The sequence below is a fragment of the Streptomyces sp. BBFR2 genome (assembly GCF_044497305.1).
Taxonomy (GTDB): Bacteria; Actinomycetota; Actinomycetes; order Streptomycetales; family Streptomycetaceae; genus Streptomyces.
The window spans coordinates 2,197,205-2,216,464 of sequence record NZ_CP172415.1; the positions used below are offsets into that span (position 1 = coordinate 2,197,205).

At 72.2% G+C, this 19,260-nt stretch carries 15 protein-coding genes; 6 read left to right on the plus strand and 9 right to left on the minus strand.

Going from position 1 to position 19,260, the window contains the following annotated elements; all coding sequences use genetic code 11:
• Positions 1–86: 86 nt before the first annotated feature.
• The 7 genes from ACGH2B_RS08150 to ACGH2B_RS08180 all read right to left on the minus strand — a co-directional run bounded on the left by ACGH2B_RS08150 (position 87) and on the right by ACGH2B_RS08180 (position 7,651).
• Complete coding sequence (locus ACGH2B_RS08150) at positions 87–1,382, minus strand: sensor histidine kinase (RefSeq protein ID WP_399086310.1); 1,296 nt, start codon at positions 1,380–1,382, stop codon at positions 87–89.
• Positions 1,379–2,116, minus strand: a complete 738-nt coding sequence (locus tag ACGH2B_RS08155; RefSeq protein ID WP_399086313.1) for an ABC transporter permease — start codon at positions 2,114–2,116, stop codon at positions 1,379–1,381. Before ACGH2B_RS08155 ends, ACGH2B_RS08150 begins: the two co-directional genes overlap by 4 nt.
• Positions 2,113–3,084 carry an ABC transporter ATP-binding protein gene (locus ACGH2B_RS08160; RefSeq protein ID WP_399086316.1) on the minus strand — a complete coding sequence of 324 codons (972 nt, stop codon included), beginning with the start codon at positions 3,082–3,084 and terminating at the stop codon, positions 2,113–2,115. The genes ACGH2B_RS08155 and ACGH2B_RS08160 overlap by 4 nt, the downstream gene beginning before the upstream one ends.
• A gap of 152 nt (positions 3,085–3,236) precedes the next feature.
• Complete coding sequence (locus ACGH2B_RS08165; RefSeq protein ID WP_399086319.1) at positions 3,237–5,315, minus strand: hypothetical protein; 2,079 nt, start codon at positions 5,313–5,315, stop codon at positions 3,237–3,239.
• A gap of 388 nt (positions 5,316–5,703) precedes the next feature.
• Positions 5,704–6,198, minus strand: a complete 495-nt coding sequence (locus ACGH2B_RS08170; RefSeq protein ID WP_399086322.1) for a DUF6113 family protein — start codon at positions 6,196–6,198, stop codon at positions 5,704–5,706.
• Positions 6,195–7,166 (minus strand): N-acetyl-1-D-myo-inositol-2-amino-2-deoxy-alpha-D-glucopyranoside deacetylase, encoded by a 972-nt coding sequence (mshB, locus tag ACGH2B_RS08175; RefSeq protein ID WP_399086325.1) that lies wholly within the window; start codon positions 7,164–7,166, stop codon positions 6,195–6,197. The genes ACGH2B_RS08170 and mshB overlap by 4 nt, the downstream gene beginning before the upstream one ends.
• A gap of 290 nt (positions 7,167–7,456) precedes the next feature.
• A complete protein-coding gene (locus ACGH2B_RS08180) occupies positions 7,457–7,651 on the minus strand; it encodes a hypothetical protein (RefSeq protein ID WP_030287173.1) in 195 nt (64 codons plus the stop codon).
• 273 nt (positions 7,652–7,924) lie between these two features.
• Between ACGH2B_RS08180 and ACGH2B_RS08185 the strand changes: the two genes are divergently transcribed.
• From ACGH2B_RS08185 to ACGH2B_RS08210, 6 genes are all read left to right on the plus strand, one after another.
• A complete protein-coding gene (locus ACGH2B_RS08185) occupies positions 7,925–10,099 on the plus strand; it encodes a prolyl oligopeptidase family serine peptidase (protein WP_399086328.1) in 2,175 nt (724 codons plus the stop codon).
• A gap of 364 nt (positions 10,100–10,463) precedes the next feature.
• Positions 10,464–11,498, plus strand: coding sequence for an ABC transporter permease (locus ACGH2B_RS08190; protein WP_399086331.1), 1,035 nt, complete (start codon positions 10,464–10,466; stop codon positions 11,496–11,498).
• Positions 11,499–11,601: 103 nt separating this feature from the next.
• A complete protein-coding gene (locus tag ACGH2B_RS08195) occupies positions 11,602–13,401 on the plus strand; it encodes an ABC transporter substrate-binding protein (RefSeq protein WP_399086334.1) in 1,800 nt (599 codons plus the stop codon).
• A gap of 116 nt (positions 13,402–13,517) precedes the next feature.
• A complete protein-coding gene (locus ACGH2B_RS08200; RefSeq protein WP_399086337.1) occupies positions 13,518–14,489 on the plus strand; it encodes an ABC transporter permease in 972 nt (323 codons plus the stop codon).
• Between the two features lie 11 nt (positions 14,490–14,500).
• Positions 14,501–15,562 carry an ABC transporter ATP-binding protein gene (locus ACGH2B_RS08205; protein ID WP_399086340.1) on the plus strand — a complete coding sequence of 354 codons (1,062 nt, stop codon included), beginning with the start codon at positions 14,501–14,503 and terminating at the stop codon, positions 15,560–15,562.
• Between the two features lie 12 nt (positions 15,563–15,574).
• Positions 15,575–16,732: an ABC transporter ATP-binding protein gene (locus ACGH2B_RS08210; RefSeq protein ID WP_399086343.1), complete on the plus strand. Its 1,158-nt coding sequence runs from the start codon at positions 15,575–15,577 to the stop codon at positions 16,730–16,732.
• A 208-nt stretch (positions 16,733–16,940) separates the two neighbouring features.
• On the opposite strand, the gene ACGH2B_RS08215 is transcribed toward ACGH2B_RS08210, so the two are convergent.
• Both ACGH2B_RS08215 and ACGH2B_RS08220 read right to left on the minus strand, forming a co-directional pair.
• Positions 16,941–18,230: an ABC transporter ATP-binding protein gene (locus tag ACGH2B_RS08215; protein ID WP_399086346.1), complete on the minus strand. Its 1,290-nt coding sequence runs from the start codon at positions 18,228–18,230 to the stop codon at positions 16,941–16,943.
• Entirely contained in the window at positions 18,217–19,257 is a 1,041-nt protein-coding gene (locus ACGH2B_RS08220; RefSeq protein WP_399086349.1) for an ABC transporter ATP-binding protein, read from the minus strand. Before ACGH2B_RS08220 ends, ACGH2B_RS08215 begins: the two co-directional genes overlap by 14 nt.
• Positions 19,258–19,260 lie beyond the last annotated feature (3 nt).

Consider the following 19,260-nt stretch of genomic DNA (forward strand, 5'->3'; position numbering starts at 1 on the left):
GGCGCCGGACGCGGCACGCCGCACCGGGCACGGCACGGAGCGCGGAACACGGCCCCGTCCCGGACACGCCCCGCCGGATCCACCGGCTACCGCGCCGCCCCCGGTGCGGGCGGCGCGGCCGGAACCCCTGCCTCCGCGCCGTCCACGTCCTCATCCCCGCTCCCGGTCCCGTTCCCGTCCCCGCACCCGTCCGCCGGCAGCGGTACGACGGCGGTGAGGACGAAGCCGTGCCGGCCGGCGGGGCCGGTTTCCAGGTGGCCGCCGGTCAGGGCGAGGCGTTCGCGGAGGCCACCGAGGCCGTTGCCGTCGCCTGTGCCGCGCGGGGCGCCGGCGCCGTCGTCGGAGACGGTCAGCCGCAGGGTGCGCGCGCCGTCCGCCGGATCGGTCTCCTCGGCCAGGCGCAGGGCGCAGCGCCGGGCGCCGCTGTGCCGGACGACGTTGGTGACGGCCTCCCGCAGCGCCCAGGCCAAGGTGCCCTCGACCGCTTCGGGCAGCTCGCGGTCGAGGTCCAGGGCCGGATCGGCGTCCACCGCGATCCGGGCGGTGCGCAACGCGGTGCGGGCCCCGGCCAGCTCGACGGCCAGCCGGGGCCTGCGGTAGCCGGTGACGGCCTCGCGTACGTCCACCAGGGCCTGCCTGCTGACCCGTTCGATGTCCGCGACCTGCGCCGCCGCGTCCTTTGGACGGTCGGGCAGCATCCGACCCGCCAGCTCGCTCTTGAGCGTGATCAGCGAGAGCGAGTGGCCCAGCAGATCGTGCAGGTCACGGGCCATCCGCAGCCGTTCGTCGTTGGCGGCGAGGCGGGCGACCTCCTCCCGTGCGGCGCGCAGCTCCTTCGTCGTACGGATCAGGTACTGCACCCCGACCATCGTGTAGCCGCTGCCGAGTGCCGGGAGGCCGTACGCCAGGAGGTAGTAGCCGCGGACCTCGGGGAAGCGGAGGCCGAGGGTGAGCAGGACGGCGGTGACCGCCGGGACGGACCAGCGGGCGTGCTCCCACGGCAGGACGACGCCGGTGGCCACCGAGGTGAAGATGAACAGCACCAGCCAGTTGGCGCCGAGGTTCCAGGCGAGGGCGACGGAGAGCGCCAGCAGCGCGGCGAGCACCGGGTACACCGTCCGCGGTGTGACGCCCCGCCACATGTGCCGGAAGACCAGCGCGAAGTAGAGCGCGACGTACGCCACGAGGCCGGCGGCGCCCAGGACGCGGGTGGTGAGCGAGGCGGAGCCGGTGAGGAGATCGGCGACCGGGCCCGCGAGGTAGAGCATCCACACGGCGATCCACAGCGCCTTGGAGACGGCCTGCCGCCGGGTGCGGGGCGGCTGCCCCATCCGGATCGGGTTGTGATCCTCCGCCTCGCGGTCCGTCGTCACCGTCGTCATGCCTTCCGGGTGTCCTTGCGGTACAGCCAGGCCGCGCCGCTCACGAAGAGCGCCAGGTATACCAGCAGCACCGTGACGTCCTTCAGGTGCGGCGCGCCACCGCCCTCGATGGCGGTGCCCAGCGCGGCGTACGCGTGCGTGGGAACGTAGTCGGCGAGGCTCTGCACCCACTGCGGCAGGATCGTCAGCGGCATCCACAGACCGCCGAGGAACGCCAGGGCGAAGTAGCAGAGCATGCTGACCGGGCGGACCGCCTCGCCGGTGACGAGGTAGCCGATGGCGACGCCGAGGGCGGCGAAGACGAAGCTGCCGAGCCAGATGGAGACGGCGATGGCGGCCCACTGCCAGGCGTCGAGGCGGACGTCCTTGACCAGCGCGCCGACCAGCAGCACCAGCACGATCGACGGCAGGCTGACGGTGGCCGCCGCGGCGATCTTGGCGGAGACGTAACCGCGACCGGGCAGTGCGGTGAGCCGCAACTGGCGCACCCAGCCCAACTCGCGTTCCTTGGCGATCTGTTCGGCGTTGCCGAGGAGGACGGCGGTCATGGCGCCGAAGGCGGCCATCGCGACCATGTAGTACAGCCCCATGTCGAGCTTCATCCCGGGCATCGGGCTGCTGTTCGCGCCGCCCGCGATGATCAGGTAGAGCCCCGGCGGATAGATCACCGAGAAGAACATGAACTTCTTGTTCCGCAGTGCGCGGCGGATCTCCAGCAGGATCAAGGTGGTCATCGTCCCGCCTCCTCGGCGGTGGTGGTGGCGTCGGTGGCGGCGGTCAGGGCGAGGAACGCCTGCTCCAGGCCGAGCCCGGCGACCTCCAGGTTCCTCGGGTACAGGCCGAGGCCGTAGACGGCGTGGACGGTCGCGTCGGCGTCGTGCGACTGGATGCGGACGGTACGGCCGGAGATCTCCAGCGCGGTGAGGGCGGGCAGGGCGCGCAGCGCCTGCTGGTCGACGGTGCCCTCCAGGTCGAAGGCGATCCGGCGGGCCCCGGCGCGGGCCTTGATCTCGGTGGCGGTGCCGTCGGCGAGGACCCGGCCGCGGTGCAGCACGATGACCCGGTCGGCGATGGCGTCGGCCTCTTCGAGGTAGTGCGTGGCGAAGAGGATGGTGCGGCCCGCGTCCGCCTGGGCGCGCATGGTGCCCCAGAACGCCTGCCGGGCCGAGACGTCCATGCCGGTGGTCGGCTCGTCCAGCACGATCAGGTCGTTGGCGCCGGCGGTGGCGAGGGCGAAGCGGACCCGCTGCTCCTGGCCGCCGGAGAGCTTGCCGATCATGCGGTCGGCGATGTCGGTGAGGTCGGCGGCGCGCAGGATCGCGTCGAGCGGGTACGCGCGGGGGTGCAGGTCCCGGGCGAGGCCGACCAGTTCGCGGACGGTGACGCCCTGCATCAGACCGCCGCTCTGCAGCATCGCGCCGACCTTGCCCTGGGCGATGGCCCGCTGCGGGGTGGTGCCGAAGACGGCGACCGTGCCGGAGTCCGGGTTGCGCAGCCCGAGGAGCAGATCGAGGGTGGAGGACTTCCCGGCGCCGTTGGGGCCGAGCAGGGCGACCGTCTCGCCCGGGTGCAGCTCCAGATCGATACCGTCCACGGCGCGCACCGCGCCGTACTCCTTGGTGACTTCGCGGAAGCTGACCGCGGGGGCCGGGCCCGGCCGGCGCGCGGCGTCCGGGGCGGCGGTCGGTGTTGTCGTCGTCATGTCCCCAAGCTTCGCCGGACGGGGGTGCCCGGCGGCAGTGTCGGCTGTCCGCACTCCGCCATGACATCTGTCATGGGTGGCGGCCGGGGTGACATGCGCGAGGCCCCCGGAGCGCGCGCTCCGGGGGCCTCGTCGTCAGGGGTGCGGGCGGCTCAGCCCGCGCCGATGGTCTGCACCCGGTCGGCGGGGGTGGTGCCCTGGAGCGCCAACTGCACGGCGCTGGCCACCTCGGCGGGGGTCACCGGCTTCTTGCTGCCGTCGCCCTTGGTGAGCAGGACGCCGTTGAAGGTGTCGCCGTAGAGCGCCTTGAGGGCGGCCCGGTCGTAGTACGGGACGAGGCTGCCGTCGGCGCCCGGCCGGAAGGAGAGGAACTTCGGGATGGACTTCTCCGGGCTGAACGACACGGTGTGCGCGGCGTCCGTGCGGACGGTGATCAGACCGGACATGGCGGGCTCGGCGAACTGCTTGAGCGCCTTGTCCACTGCCTCCTTCGAGACCCGGGGCTGCTGCGTGGAGGCGGCCAGCGTCAGCGCGGGCTGGGTGCCGGTGGTGACGCGCTGCCGGTAGGCGTCGGCGACCTTCGCCTTGGAGGCGGCGACGTCGACGGCCTTGTGCGGCTTGCCGTAGTGCGGCACGGCCCGGCCGCCGGAGAAGGTGATGCCGCCCTCGCCGGTGCCGCCGGAGCCGCCCGCGACCTGGCGCAGCGCGATCTCCAGCTTCTCGTCGTCGGTGGTCATCGCGGGCTGCGCGGTGCGGGCGACGCCGAAGAGCGAGCCGATGACGGAGACCGGGTTGTAGTCCCGGCCGGAGGCGCCCCGGACGGTGGCCTGCACATCGACGCCGAGGCCGGCCTTGACCGGGTCCAGGCTCCGCTCGGCGCCGTCGACGGTGAGCTTCAGCGGCTGCCCGGTGCGGTCCTTGAGCGCCGCCTCCAGCTTCTTGACGGCGTCGTCCTTGGCCTGCCCGCCGATGTCCACACCGAGCGCGGTGGTGTTGTTGGGGACATCGGCGTGGTCGAGGAGCAGCCCCGCGCCGTAGGCGACCGCGGCGAGCACGACGACGCCGGCGCCCGCCAGGACCAGCTTGTTGCGGCCCTTCTTCTTCGGCGGGTTGATCGGCTCGGGGATCTTGGGCAGCGGCGCCGGGGCGGCCGCCGCGCCGTCCTTGCCCTCGCGGGGGGACGGGCCGTCGGCGGCGGGGACCTTCGGGATGCCGCCGACGAGGGTGTCGGAGCCCCGGCCGCCGGCGCGCGGGCCGGTGCCCTGCGGGCCCTTGGGAGACGGCTTCGGACCGGCCGGACCGGCAGAGACACCGCCGGCCGGACCCGCGGCGAGACCGCCGGTGATCCCGGCGGGGGCGCCGCCGGACGGGGTGCGGGCGCCCGGGTCGCTGAAGCCGGGCGGGAGGTTGACCGGGCTGTCGCCGCGGGCGGGCCCGGTGGTGGGACCGGCCGGCCCGGCGCCCGCGGGGGTGTCGAACGGGCTGAGGTCGGCGGGCGCGTCGAACGGCGAGGCGGCGCCGGGCGCCGGGGTGTCGAACGGCGAGGTCTCGCGGGCCGGGCGGGCGCCGCCGTCGAACGGCGAGAGCCCGAGCGGATCATCGCCCCCGGACGGTGCGCCGCCCCCGCCCGGCCCGTCCGAGAAGTACGGCAGGTCGGGGCGGCCCGGAGCGGCACCGGGCGCCGGGTGCGAACCGGTGGTGGACGGGTCGCCGGGCGCGGCGTGCGAACCCGTCGTGGACGAAGCGCCGGGCGCCGGGTGCGAACCGGTCGTGGAGGACGCGCTCTGGCCCTTGCGGGGGGCGAACCAGGAGCTGGTGGTCTCGCCGGAGCCGGACGGGGCGCCGGGCCGGCCCGGCGCGCCGCCGGGGCGCTGCGCGGCGGGCGAGCGGCGCGGAAGCCGGGGCTGGCCGCCCGTCGCCTCCGCCGCCGGGCCGGGGCCGGGTGCGGTGCCCTCTCCCGGCGTACCGTCCGCTCCGCTCACGCCGGTCTCCTCCCCCGCGTCCACGGGCTTGCGGACGACGACGGGCGGGATGGGCCGCGAGCCCGGAATGTTGATCTTGATCCGCGTCGTCAGCGTGGTCTCGGTCTTCTGCTCCTCCGGCTGCGCGGCGGCACCTCTCGCCGCCTCGCCCGCTCCCTGGGCCGTGCCGTACGGCGGCGTTCCCGAGGGGTAGACGGCGCTGCCCCGGCCCTGGGGGCCGGAGGACGAACTGTCAGATTCACGACTCAAAGCAGGTTCTCCCGATTGGCTCCGCCGCTCGTCAGAGTTGAGTCCGGGCCCAGGACCCGGGACCGGGGAGGCGCCCCCAGGGCGGCGCGGCGGCGCGCACCACCATACTGGCCGCCGCGCAGGGCCACCCGAAGAGCACGGGAAGACCACGACGACGGGCGCACCCCCGGTGGGTGTCTTTCCGCTCCTCGCGAGCGGGTCGCGGCTCGCGGCGCCGCGCCCGCCGTGGCGCCGCCCCGCCCGCGGCCCGGACCTCCGCGGGAGGGCCGACGGCGCGGCGGGGCACGGCGCGGGCGGCACGGCCCCGCGGCGGCCGGCAGGTCACCCCTGGCCACACGGCCGGTCCGCCCCGTACGCCACGGCTCACGCGCGGGCGGCGGACGCGGCGTCAGGCGGCCCGGCCGGGCGGTGCACCCAGCGCCCGCCGCTGCGCCGCGGTGGCACAGATCACAGCCACCAGGATCCCGCCCAGCAGGAAGAGGTACGAGCCGAGCCCGGCGCCGAAGAGGAAATCGCCCTCCGGACGGGCGGTGCCCAGCAGCAGGAAGACCGTCACCAGCCAGGCGGCGCCCGGCACCAGCACCCCGGCGACGGTCTCGCTGGCCCGCCCGCCGCCGTACAGCAGCCCGGCGAGACCGGCCAGCGCCAGCAGCAGTCCGCCGGGGAACCACGCGGCCTGGAGCAGCACCCCGGCGGGCGCGACCAGCACCCCGCCGATCAGCAGCAGGACGTACAGCGCGATCCGGCCCGGCGTCACCGGCCGGGCCATCGCCGCGGCGGCGGCGCCCGCGCGCCCGCCGCCGGCCGCGCCACCGGACCCGGCGGGTACGCCGGAGCCGCCGGCCCGGGTGCGGGGGACGCCGTTCTTCTTCTCCGCGCTCATACGCCCGCCTCCTGGTGGCCGTCGGTGGGGTGGGGGCCCGCCGGGTCGCCGGTGGTGCCCGCGAAGAGGTCGTGCTCGCGGCCGTCCGCCGCCGGGACGGCCGTGCCCCGCACGAGCCGGTAGTACTCGGTGCCGAAGAGCGGCTGTCCGAGATCGTTGGAGAGGGCGAAGAACGGGCCGTCGACGGCGATCTGGGTGGCGTGCGCCCGCATCGCGGCGGTCTTCGCCGCGATGTGTGCCGCCTCGCCCGCGATCTCCGCGGTGACCTCTTCGTCCGCCACGACGCCGGGGACGTCGTCGACGGCGGCGATGCCGGGGAAGGGGCGGCCCGCCGCGCGCAGCGCCGCGAAGCCCTTCTCCACCTCCGTGCGGGGCACGCAGTTCCAGTAGATCTTTTCGATCGCACACGGTGCGCCGAGGTCCGGCCGGAACGCGGCGTCGGCGGCGAGAACGGCGGCACGCATCGCCACCCGGTGCGCCTGGATGTGGTCGGGGTGGCCGTACCCGCCGTCCGGGTCGTAGGTGACGAGGACCTGCGGGCGGAGTTCGCGGACGACGGCGACGAGGTGGGCGGCCGCCTCGTCGAGCGGTGCCGCCCAGAAGGCGCCGGGGCGGTCGTTCTGCGGGGCGCCCATCATCCCGGAGTCGCGGTAGCGCCCCGCGCCCCCCAGGAAGCGGTGGTCGGCGACGCCGAGCGCGGCCATCGCACCGGCCAGCTCCCCGACGCGGTACGGACCGAGCGTGTCGTCCCGGTCGGGCGCCAGGTGCGCCAGCTCGGGCGGGATGACCTCGCCCTCCTCACCGCGGGTGCAGGTCACCAGCGTGACCTGGGCGCCCTCGGCGGCGTACCTGGCCATCGTGACGCCGTTGTTGATGGACTCGTCGTCCGGGTGCGCGTGCACCAGCAGCAGACGACGGGGCCGGTCGGCACCGGGGTGCGCGGGCGGGGTGGGGGCGGGCTCCGTCATGGGAACAGCCTACGAGCCCGTGTCCGGGCCCCGGCACACCCGCCCGGCGGCCCCGGGAGCGCCCCCCTGCCGGTGCCCGGCACACCGCCCGGCGCCGCCCGTGGCGGCCGGGCCCGGTGCCGCCGCCCGGCGACCACCCGGGGCACCGGGCGCCCCGCACGGCCCCGCCGGAGGCCCTCCGTGCCCGGACATGCCGCCGCCCGGCCCCGGATCGCTTCCGGTGCCGGGCGGGCGGAGCGGGCGCGGTGTCGCGGCCCGGTCCGGGGGCGGGGCCCCCTACGCGCTGTACGTCAGAATTTGATACCCCCGAGCATCCCGGCGACGTTCGTCGTCAGCTGCTTGATCGTCGGGGCTACGGACGAGCTGGCGAGATAGAAGCCCAGCAGCATGCACACAAACGCATGCCCGCCCTTCAGCCCGGCCTTCTTGACCAGCAAGAAGACGATGATCGCCAGCAGCACCACCGCCGAAATCGAGAGTGCCACGGCGGTTCACCTCCAAGTACGCACGGACCGGACAGATATGAGGGGGCGAAACCGCCGCGACGGCTCAACTCCCGGGAATGCAAAGGGCTCTTTACCCCGCACCCACTACGCGCAAGGGATCATAACTTTCCGGGCGCGCGCATATGTCGGTGCACGGGAGCAGACGAGGGGCGCACGCCGGATTCGCTGATGCGACGGGTGGCGTCCCGCCCGCCGGACGGGCGGTGTCCCAAGTTCCGCTCACGGACCGGACGTACGCCATAGGCTCGGCCCATGACCGGACAGCCTGACCCCGTGCCCTTCCCGCGCCAGCACGCCCGTACGCAGCGCTTCACGCTGGGTGCGCCGCGCGGCTTCACCGTCTCCCCGGACGGCGCCCGTGTCGCCTTCCTCCGCTCCGCCTCCGGCACCGACCGGACCCAGCGGCTGTGGGTCCTCGACGTCGCCGGTGGCCGGGAGCGCCTCGCCGCCGATCCGCCCGCCCTGCTCGCCGGGGCCGAGGAGGAGCTGTCGGCGACGGAGCGGGCCCGCCGGGAGCGCACCCGCGACGGCTCGGCGGGCATCGTCGGCTACGCGGTGGACGCCGCCGCCGAGATCGCGGCGTTCGCCCTGTCGGGCCGGCTGTTCGCCGCCGAACTGCGCGCCGGCACCGCCCGTGAACTCCCCGCCACCGGCACGGTCGTGGACCCGCGCCCCTCCCCCGACGGCCGGTACGTGGCGTACGCCGCCGACGGCGCGCTGCGGGTGGTGCACACCGACGGCGACGGCGGTGACAGGGCGCTGGCCGAGCCGGACGGGCCCGAAGTGACCTGGGGGCTCGCGGAGTTCATCGCGGCGGAGGAGATGGGCCGCCACCGCGGCTTCTGGTGGTCGCCGGGGAGCGACCGGCTGCTGGCCGCGCGCGCCGACACCACGCCGGTGCGCCGCTGGTGGATCGCCGACCCGGCGCACCCGGACCGGGCCCCCGCCGAGGTCCCGTACCCGGCGGCGGGCACCCCCAACGCCGAGGTGACGCTGGCCTTCCTGGGCCTGGACGGCTCCCGTACGGACGTGACCTGGGACCGTGAGCGCTTCCCCTATCTCGCGCGGGTGCACTGGTCGGCGGCGGGCCCGCCACTCCTGCTCGTCCAGAGCCGCGACCAGCGCACCCAGCACTGTCTGGTGGTCGACGAGGCGACCGGCGCGACGCGCACGGTGCACGAGGAAACCGACCCGGTGTGGAACGAGCTGCACCCGGGCGTCCCGGCGTGGACACCGGACGGACGGCTCGTCCGGATCGCGGACACCCCGGACGGTACGGAGCCGGGCGCGCGGCGGCTGTTCGCCGGTGACCGGGCGCTGACGGCGGCGCCGCTGCACGTCCGCGCGGTGCTGGACATCGGCGAGGACGACGTCCTCTTCGCGGCGAGCGGCCCGGAGACGCACGACATCGGCGTGTACCGGGTACGCCACCGCGGCGACGGCCCCGTGGCGCCGCAGCGGCTGGGCGCCCGGCCGTACCCGACGGTGACGTCCGCGGTGCGCGGCGGGGACGTGGTGGTGCTGTCGCAGGCGAGCCTGGAGCGGCCCGGCACCCGCGTCGAGGTGGTGCGGCCGGGTGCGGACGGCGCCGAGGAGAGCGTCGCGGTCATCGGTTCGTACGCGCAGCAGCCGGTGCTGACGGCGCGGCCGCGGCTGGTGCTCGCCGGGGAGCGGGAGATCCCGTGCGCGGTGCTGCTCCCGGAGGGCCACACGGAGGGCGACGGTCCGCTGCCGGTGCTGCTCGATCCGTACGGCGGGCCGCACGGCCAGCGGGTGGTCGCGGCGCACCACGCCCATCTGACGTCGCAGTGGTTCGCCAACCAGGGGTTCGCGGTGGTCGTCGCGGACGGCCGGGGCACCCCGGGCCGCTCCCCCGCCTGGGAGAAGGCCGTCTCCCGGCGGATCGCGGAGGTGGCGCTCCAGGACCAGGTGGACGCGCTGCACGCGCTGGCCGGGCGGTTCCCGCTGGACCTGACGCGGGTGGCGATCCGCGGCTGGTCGTTCGGCGGCTACCTCGCGGGGCTGGCCGCGCTGCGCCGCCCGGACGTCTTCCACGCGGCGGTGGTCGGCGCCCCCGTCACCGATCTGCGGCTGTACGACACCCACTACCAGGAGCGGTATCTCGGCCACCCGGACGAGGAGCCCGCGGTGTACGCGGAGAACTCGCTGCTCACCGACGAGGGGCTGTCCGGGGCGCGGGAGCCGCACCGGCCGATGATGATCGTCCACGGGCTGGCGGACGACAACGTCGTGGTGGCGCACTCGCTGCGGCTCTCCTCCGCGCTGCTGGCGGCGGGCCGGCCGCACGAGGTGCTGCCGCTGTCCGGGGTGACCCACATGACGCCGCAGGAGCAGGTGGCGGAGAACCTGCTGCTGCTCCAGGTGGACTTCCTGAAGCGGTCGCTGGGGCTCGTCGGCACGGCCTGACGGGAGCGGTGCCGCGGGGCGCGGCCGGGGCTCGTTGTTCGCTCCCCGGCCGCGTCCGCGGCACCCTCATGACCGTACGTAGTTCAGCAAGACGCGTCCGTATATCGGTGAAGCGACGGCCAAGTTGCCGTCGTGTTACAGCAATTGAATGTCTTATGTCCGCTATTCCGGACATCTTCTGAGGGTGTCAAGCACGCACTGGCGTCGATCTGCGCAATATCCGCTCAAGAAGCGAACGACCTGCGCATCAGCGCCCCCGATCCCCTTGACTCCGCCATAAATCACTTGCGAAAGTCCGCTCATCCAGCGGTGCGAACGGTGCCGCTTCACGTTCCAAGAGAACTCGGCGCGGGGGCACTTCGCGATGACTAGTCCATCCCAGACCGCGGCTGCACAGTCCGATACCCCAGGGCTGACGCCGGAGGGTCTGAAGAACGAGAAGAACCGCAAGGACGGTGAACTCGTCGGCCGCTCCCCCGGCCAACTGATGTGGGCGCGGTTCAAGCGGGACCGCACCGGCATGATCTGCGGCATCGTCGTCCTGGCGTTCTTCGTCATCTCGGCGCTGGCCCCGGTCATCTCCTCGCTGTACGGCAAGGACCCGTACACCTTCTACTCCAACAGCGACCCGAACCTCCTCGACGAGTTCGGCTTCCCGGCAGGGCCGAACGGCGGTGTCTCGGCCGACTACTGGTTCGGCATCGAGCCCCAGTTGGGCCGTGACCTCTTCACCCAGTTGCTGTACGGCATGCGGACGTCGCTGGGCATCTCGGTCGCCGTAACGATTCTGGTGGTCATCACCGGCACCATCCTCGGCGTCACCGCCGGCTACCTCGGCGGTCGCACCGACTACTGGCTCGGCCGGGTCATGGACTTCCTGATGGCCTTCCCCAGCCAGCTGACGTTCGTGGCGTTCATGCCCGTCGTCGTGGCGCTCTTCGTGCCGCCGGGCGACGAGACCCCCACCTACATCCGGGTGGTGGCGCTGATCCTCGTCCAGTGGGCGCTGGGCTGGATGGGTCTGGCGCGGCTCCTGCGCGGCCAGGTCCTCTCGCTCCGCGAGCGGGAGTTCGTCGAGGCGGCACGGATCACCGGCGCCTCGCCCTGGCGGATCATCCGCAAGGAGCTGCTGCCGAACGTGGTCACGCCGATCCTGGTCCAGAGCACCTACATGCTCCCGCTGTTCGTGACGGCGGAGGCGGGTCTGTCCTACCTCGGTGTCGGCATCATGGAGCCCACCCCCGACTGGGGCCGCCTCTTCCGCACCGCGGGCAACATCTACGAGAGCGACCCGACCTTCCTGCTCTTCCCCGGCGCCGCGATGGTCATCTTCGTCCTCTGCTTCAACCTGCTCGGGGACTCGGTCCGGGACGCCTTCGACCCCAAATCCGGTCGCTGAGCGTCCACTTGAGGGGGGCCGCTGTCGCCCCCGCACCGGCCTCCCACCGGAAGCGTCAGACAGCACATCAGGACACCAAACTGACAGGCAGGTGCTTGACCTCATGAACGCACTTTCTCCGCGCAGAGCCCGCGCGGTCATAGTCGCCCTCGCGGCCGGCTCGCTCGCGCTCACCGGATGCAGCGCCGGCAGCGGCGGCGGCAAGGACAAGTCGCAGACCGACGCGGACGCCGCGTCGCAGGCGGAAGCCGTCCCGCTCGGCACCGCGGCCGACTCGGCCGGTCCGGCCAAGGAGGTCAAGGGCGCCCAGTCCGGCGGCACCATCCGCGTCTACCAGCGTGACAGCTACAACCACCTGGACCCGGCGCAGATGTACGTCAGCGACATGAAGTCGCTGTCGCAGCTCATCTTCCGCGGGCTGACCAGCTTCCAGCAGGACGACAGCGGCAAGCAGAAGGTCGTCGGCGACCTCGCCACCGACGCCGGTCAGATGTCCGACGGCGGCAAGACCTGGAAGTACACGCTCAAGGACGGCATCAAGTTCGAGGACGGCACGCCGATCACCTCGAAGGACATCCGCCACACCATCGAGCGGATGTACGCGAAGTTCATCACCGACGGCCCCACCTACGTCCAGCAGTGGCTGTCGGGCAGCGGCACCGCGTACCGCAAGGCGCTGCCGGACGGTCCGTACAAGGGCGACCACCTGCCCAAGACCGTCCTGGACACCCCGGACGAGAAGACCGTCATCTTCCACTTCAAGCAGCCCCAGTCGCAGCTTCCCTACGCGCTGACGATGCCCGGCTACAGCGTCGTTCCGGACGGTCCGAAGGACACCAAGGACAACTACGACGTCAAGCCGGTCACCTCCGGCCCGTACAAGATCGCGTCGTTCAAGGCCGGCAAGTCCATGCAGTTGGTGCGGAACACCAACTGGGACCCGAAGACCGACGCGATGCGGCACCAGTACCCGGACGGGTACAACATCACCTTCAACCACCAGGCGTCGGACTCCACCAAGCGCCTGATGGCCGACCAGGGTGAGGCCAAGAACGCCGTCAGCTTCACCAACCAGGTCGAGCCGACCTCGACCAAGCAGGTGCTGGACAACCCCAGCGCCAGCAAGCGCCTCGTGCAGGGCTACCAGCCCTACGTGTGGCAGATGAACTTCAACATGGACCGCATCAAGGACAAGCGGATCCGCGACGCGATCACCTACGCGCTGCCGGACAGCCAGCTCGTCCGGGTCAACGGCGGCAGCTACGGCGGTGAGATCGCGGGCGGTCTGCTCGCCCCCACCGTCGCGGGCTACAAGAAGGGCTACGACCCCTACGGCAAGCTGTCGCACCCCAACGGTGAGCCGGAGAAGGCCGCGAAGCTGCTGAAGGAGGCCGGCAAGAAGGGCATGAAGCTCGTCTACGCCTACTCCAACACCGAGGCGCGCCAGAAGGAGGCCGTCCTCATCGAGGACGCGCTGAACAAGGCCGGCTTCAACGTGCAGAAGAAGGAGGTCGACGCCGCCTCCTGGTACCAGCAGATGGGCAAGGTCGACAACGGCTTCGACATCTACATGACCGGCTGGGGCCAGGACTGGCCGGACGCCTCCACGGTGATCCCCCCGTCGTACGACGGCACCACCATCCAGGACGGCTCGTCGAACTACTCGCACGTCAACGACAAGCACGTGAACGAGGAGATCGCCCGCATCAGCAAGATCGCTGACGCGAAGAAGGCGACCGAGGAGTGGAAGAAGCTGCACCAGTACATCGTGGAGAAGGTCAACCCGGCGGCCCCGGCCTACTACACGAAGACGCTCCAGCTCTACGGTTCGAACATCGGCGGCGCCCGTTACAACAACGACGTCAGCTACATCGACCCGAACACGCTCTTCCTCAAGAAGTAAGCGTCCGTCAAGGCACTCCGGAGAGCGCGCACACGGCGGAGCGCGCGCTCTCCGGGGCCTTCGCCGCCCCTTCTCCTCGCCCACAGCCGCCGCCGTCCTGAGAGCAGCGAACTGTCATGCTTCCCTTTCTATTTCGCCGGACGTTCGGCGCGATCGTCACCCTCATCCTGCTGAGCGCCGTCACCTTCTTCGTGTTCTTCGCGGTCGGCGACCCGGCCCTGATGGCCTGCGGTAAGAACTGCACCGCCGACAACATCGCCCTGATCCACCAGAACCTCGGCCTCGACAAGCCCCTGCCGACGCAGTACTGGGACTTCCTCTCCGGCATCTTCGTCGGCCGCGACTACAGCATCGGGCACTGCGGCGCCCCCTGCTTCGGCTACTCCTTCGCCACCAAGCAGGACGTCTGGGCGACGATGGTCGACCGGCTGCCCACCACCGCCTCGCTGGCCCTCGGCGGCGCCGTCGCGTTCCTCGTCATCGGTATCGGCGCCGGTCTGCTCGCCGCGTGGAAGCGTGGGACGTTCCTCGACAAGGCCGTCACCAGCGTCTCGATGGTCCTCAGCTCGGTGCAGATCTACATCCTCGGCCCCATCGTCCTGGGCATCTTCGTCTACAGCGGCGTGATGGACTCGCCGAAGTACGTGGACCTGACCAGCAACCCGGCCGGCTGGTTCATGGGCCTGCTGCTGCCGTGGCTGGTGATGTCGACGATCTTCACCGCGCAGTACACCCGTATGTCCCGCTCGACGATGATCGAGCAGCTCCAGGAGGAGCACGTCCGCACCGCCAAGGCGAAGGGCATGCCCGCCCGTTACGTCTTCCTGCGGTACGCCTGGCGCGGTTCGCTGATCCCCATCGTCACCATCCTCGGCATGGACCTCAGCTCGCTGTTCGGCGGAGCCATGATCACCGAGTTCACCTTCTCGCTCGCCGGTATCGGCCGGCTGGCGATCGACTCCGTCACCACCCTCGATCTGCCCATGGTGCTGGGCGTGATGCTCTTCAGCGCCGCCCTGATCCTGGTGTTCAACATCATCGTGGACGCGGCGTACGCCTTCATCGACCCGCGCGTGCGCCTGTCCTAGGAGAGCCTGAAGTGACCACACTCCCCACGACCGAAGGCACACCGGCCCCGACCGGGTCCGACCCCTTCCTCTCCGTGCGCGACCTGCACGTGCGGTTCTCCACCGAGGACGGCATCGTCAAGGCGGTCGACGGCCTCTCCTTCGACCTGGAACGCGGCCAGACCCTCGGCATCGTCGGTGAGTCGGGCTCCGGCAAGTCCGTCACCAACCTCGCCGTGCTGGGGCTGCACAACCCCAAGTCGACGGCGATCAGCGGCGAGATCCACCTGGACGGCCAGGAGCTGACCGGAGCCCGGGAGAAGACCCTGGAGAAGCTCCGCGGCAACAAGATGGCGATGATCTTCCAGGACGCGCTGACCGCCCTGTCGCCGTACTACACGGTCGGGCGGCAGATCGCCGAGCCGTACATGAAGCACACCGGCGCCTCCAAGCGCGAGGGGCGGCAGCGCGCCATCGAGATGCTGACGAAGGTCGGCATCCCGCAGCCGAACCTGCGGGTGGACGACTACCCGCACCAGTTCTCCGGCGGTATGCGCCAGCGCGCGATGATCGCGATGGCGCTGGTCTGCAACCCCGAGCTGCTGATCGCGGACGAGCCGACGACCGCGCTGGACGTCACCGTCCAGGCGCAGATCCTCGACCTCCTCAAGGACCTCCAGCAGGAGTTCGGCTCCGCGATCATCCTGATCACCCACGACCTCGGTGTGGTCGCCGACGTCGCCGACGACCTGCTGGTGATGTACGCGGGCCGGGCGGTGGAGCGCGGTTCGGTCAAGGAGATCCTGACGCAGCCGCAGCACCCGTACACCTGGGGTCTGCTCAGCTCCATGCCGCGGCTGTCCTCCGACGTCAACGAGGCGCTGTACCCGATCCCCGGGTCGCCGCCGAGCCTGCTGAACCCGCCGTCGGGGTGCGCGTTCAACCCGCGCTGCGGATTCCCCGCCGAGGTCGCCGGGGGGCTGTGCACCCAGGAGCGTCCGGCGCTGCCGGACGGCCGGGCCGCCGCCTGCCACCTGAGTGCGGAGCAGCGCCAGACCTTCTTCACCGAGCAGATCAAGCCCCGGCTGGGCTAGGGAGCCATCACCATGACAGACAACGTCACCCTCCCCTCGCCCCGGGACGCGGCGCCCGCGACGGGCGAACCGCTGCTCGTCGCCGAGGGCGTCACCAAGCACTTCCCGATCTACGGCGGCTTCCCGTTCAAGCGGAAGGTCGGCGCGGTCAAGGCGGTCGACGGCGTCGACCTGACCGTGCACGCGGGCGAGAGCTTCGGCCTGGTCGGCGAGTCGGGCTGCGGCAAGTCGACCACCGGCCGGCTGCTGACCCGCCTGATGGAGCCGACCTCCGGCAAGATCACGTACGCGGGGCAGGACATCACCCGGGCCAAGCGCAAGGAGCTGGCGCCGGTCCGCTCCGAGATCCAGATGATCTTCCAGGACCCGTACGCGTCGCTGAACCCGCGGCAGACGGTGGGCACCATCATCGGCGGCCCGATGGAGATCAACGGGATCAACCCGGCCGGCGGCCGGGAGAAGCGGATCCGGGAACTCCTGGAGACGGTCGGTCTCAACCCGGAGCACTACAACCGCTTCCCGCACGAGTTCTCCGGCGGTCAGCGCCAGCGCATCGGTGTGGCGCGGGCACTCGCCCTGGAGCCGAAGCTGATCGTCGCCGACGAGCCGGTCTCGGCGCTGGACGTCTCCATCCAGGCGCAGGTGGTCAACCTGCTCCAGGACCTCCAGCGGGAGCTGGGGATCGCGTTCCTCTTCATCGCCCACGACCTGGCGATCGTGCGGCACTTCAGCCAGCGGGTCGCGGTGATGTACCTCGGCAAGGTCGTCGAGGTCGGCACCCGTGACGAGATCTACAGCCGGCCGCGCCACCCGTACACCCACGCGCTGCTGTCGGCGGTGCCGGAGGCGAAGTTCACCGAGTCGCAGGAAGAGGACAAGCAGCGGATCCGGCTCGCCGGTGACGTGCCCTCGCCGGTCAACCCGCCGTCCGGCTGCCGGTTCCGCACCCGGTGCTGGAAGGCGCAGGACAAGTGCGCGACCGAGGAGCCGCCGCTGGTCCAGATCACGGGGAACGACGCGGGCCACCTGACGGCCTGTCATTTCCCGGAGGAGCCGACGATCGCGGCGCGCGGTGAGGACATCATCCTCGACCCCGCACTGGCCGCGATCGAGGAGGCGGCGCAGGAGGGCCCGGCGGACGACGCCGGTTCCTCCGGCAAGACCCTTTGACCCGGTCTCAATCGCCTCCGCTCGGAGCCGGAGCCCGCTTCCCACACCCCAGATCCACGGGAGGCGGGCTCCGGCCTTTCGTGTGTCCGGCCCCCGCGTCCGGGCTGTTCGCCGGCGCCGGGTTCTCCGGGGACCGCCACGCCGTACACGGGCCGGGGTCCGGCTTCGGGGGCGCCCGGCCCCGGCCCAGCCCCCTCCGCCGCCGCCCTCACTCACTCGCCACCGCCTGCCGTTCCTCCGCGAAGTGGCAGGCCGAGGGGTGGGCGGCCGGGCCCGCGTCCGGGGTGGTGTAGCGGGGCGGGACGTCGAGCGGCGGGACCTTCTCGGCGCACAGGTCCTGGGCCTTCCAGCAGCGGGTGCGGAAGCGGCAGCCGGAGGGCGGGTCGGCCGGGGAGGGTACGTCGCCGGTGAGCAGGATGCGGGTCCGGTGTTCACGCGCCTCGGGGTCGGGCACCGGTACCGCCGACAGCAGGGCCTGGGTGTAGGGGTGGGTGGGGTGGTCGTAGATCTGCTCATCGGTGCCGGATTCGGCGAGTCTGCCGAGGTACATGACGGCGACCCGGTCGGAGATGTGGCGGACCACCGAGAGGTCGTGGGCGATGAAGACGTAGCTGAGGTCGAAGGTGTTCTGGAGTTTCTCCAGCAGGTTGACGACCTGGGCCTGGACGGAGACGTCGAGCGCGGAGACCGGTTCGTCGGCGACGATGATCTCGGGGCGCAGTGCGAGACCGCGGGCGATGCCGATGCGCTGGCGCTGGCCGCCGGAGAACTGGTGCGGATAGCGGTTGATGTACTCCGGGTTGAGCCCGACGACGTCGAGGAGTTCCTGTACCCGGCGCCGCCGGTCGCCCTTGGGCGCGACCTCGGGGTGGATGTCGTACGGCTCGCCGATGATGTCGCCGACGGTCATCCGGGGGTTGAGGGAGGTGTACGGGTCCTGGAAGACCATCTGGATGTTGCGGCGGACGGCTTTCAGGGCGCGGCCGGAGAGCTTGGTGATGTCCTCACCGCGGTAGCGGATCTGCCCGGCGGTGGGGTGTTCCAGGCCGACCAGCAGCTTGGCGACGGTGGACTTGCCGCACCCGGACTCCCCCACGATGCCGAGGGTCTCGCCGCGGCGGAGGTCGAAGGAGACCCCGTCGACCGCCTTGACCGCGCCGACCTGCTTCCGGAAGAGGACGCCGCGGGTGAGCGGGAAGTGCTTGACCAGATCGCGGACCTCCAGAACCGGTTCACCTCGACCGGAACCGACGGCAGAAGAACGGGGGCCGGGGCCAGGATCAGGGTCGGGTCCGGGTCCGGGCCCGGCGGCAGAACCGGAACCGTTGCGAGAGCCAGGGCCGGGGCCGGGACCGATCCCGTCGGCGGAACCGGAACCGGAACCGGCGGCCGGGCCTCCGGCCGCCCGGGAGGCATCGGACGCCCCGAAGGCGTTGGGCGCCCCGGAAGCGCCGGGCGCCCCGGAGGCGTCGGCCGGGCGGCGGTCAGCGGGCTCCATCGAGCGTCTCCTTCCAGAAGTGGCAGGCGCTGGTGCGGCCCGGGGCCACCTCGTAGAGGGGTGGCCGGTCGGTGCGGCAGACGTCCTGGGCGAGCGGGCAGCGCGGGTGGAAGGGGCAGCCGGGCGGGATGGCGGTGAGGTTGGGCGGCAGGCCCTTGATCGCGTACAGCTCCCGGCCCTTGTGGTCCAGGCGCGGGATGGAGTCCAGCAGACCGCGGGTGTAGGGGTGGGCGGGGGCCCGGTAGAGGTGGTGGACGGGGGCGTTCTCGACGATGCGCCCGGCGTACATGACGGCGATGGTGTCGGCGACGTCGGCGACGACGCCGAGGTCGTGGGTGATGAGGATGAGGCCCATGTGGTATTCGCGTTGGAGTTCCGCGAGCAGGTCCATGACCTGGGCCTGGACGGTGACGTCGAGGGCGGTGGTCGGCTCGTCCGCGATGATCAGGTCCGGTTCCAGGGCCAGCGCCATCGCGATCATGATGCGCTGGCGCATCCCGCCGGAGAACTGGTGCGGGTAGTCACCGGCCCGGCTCTTCGCGGCGGGGATCCGTACCCGGTCCATCAGCTCGACGGCCCCGGCGCGGGCCGCCTTGCGGGACATACCGCGGTGCACCTGGAACATCTCGCCGAGCTGGGCGCCGACCGACATCACCGGGTTCAGCGCGGAGAGCGCGTCCTGGAAGATCATCGCCATGCCGGTGCCGCGGATGCGGCGGCGCTCCTCCCGGCCGAGGGTGAGCAGATCGCGGCCCTGGAAGCGGATCTCGCCGCCGGTGACGAAGCCGGGGGGTGAGTCGAGGATGCCCATGATCGCCTGGGCGGTGACGGACTTCCCGGAGCCGGACTCGCCGAGGACGGCGAGGGTCTGCCCGGCGGCGACGCGGTAGCTGACGCCGTTGACCGCCTGGGCGACGCCGTCGCGGGTGCGGAACTCCACGTGCAGATCGCGGACGTCGAGGAGCGGTGGCCCGTCGGTGCCGGTGGTCTCGGGGCGGGGTGCGGTGGCGCTGTCGTTGCTGGTCATCTG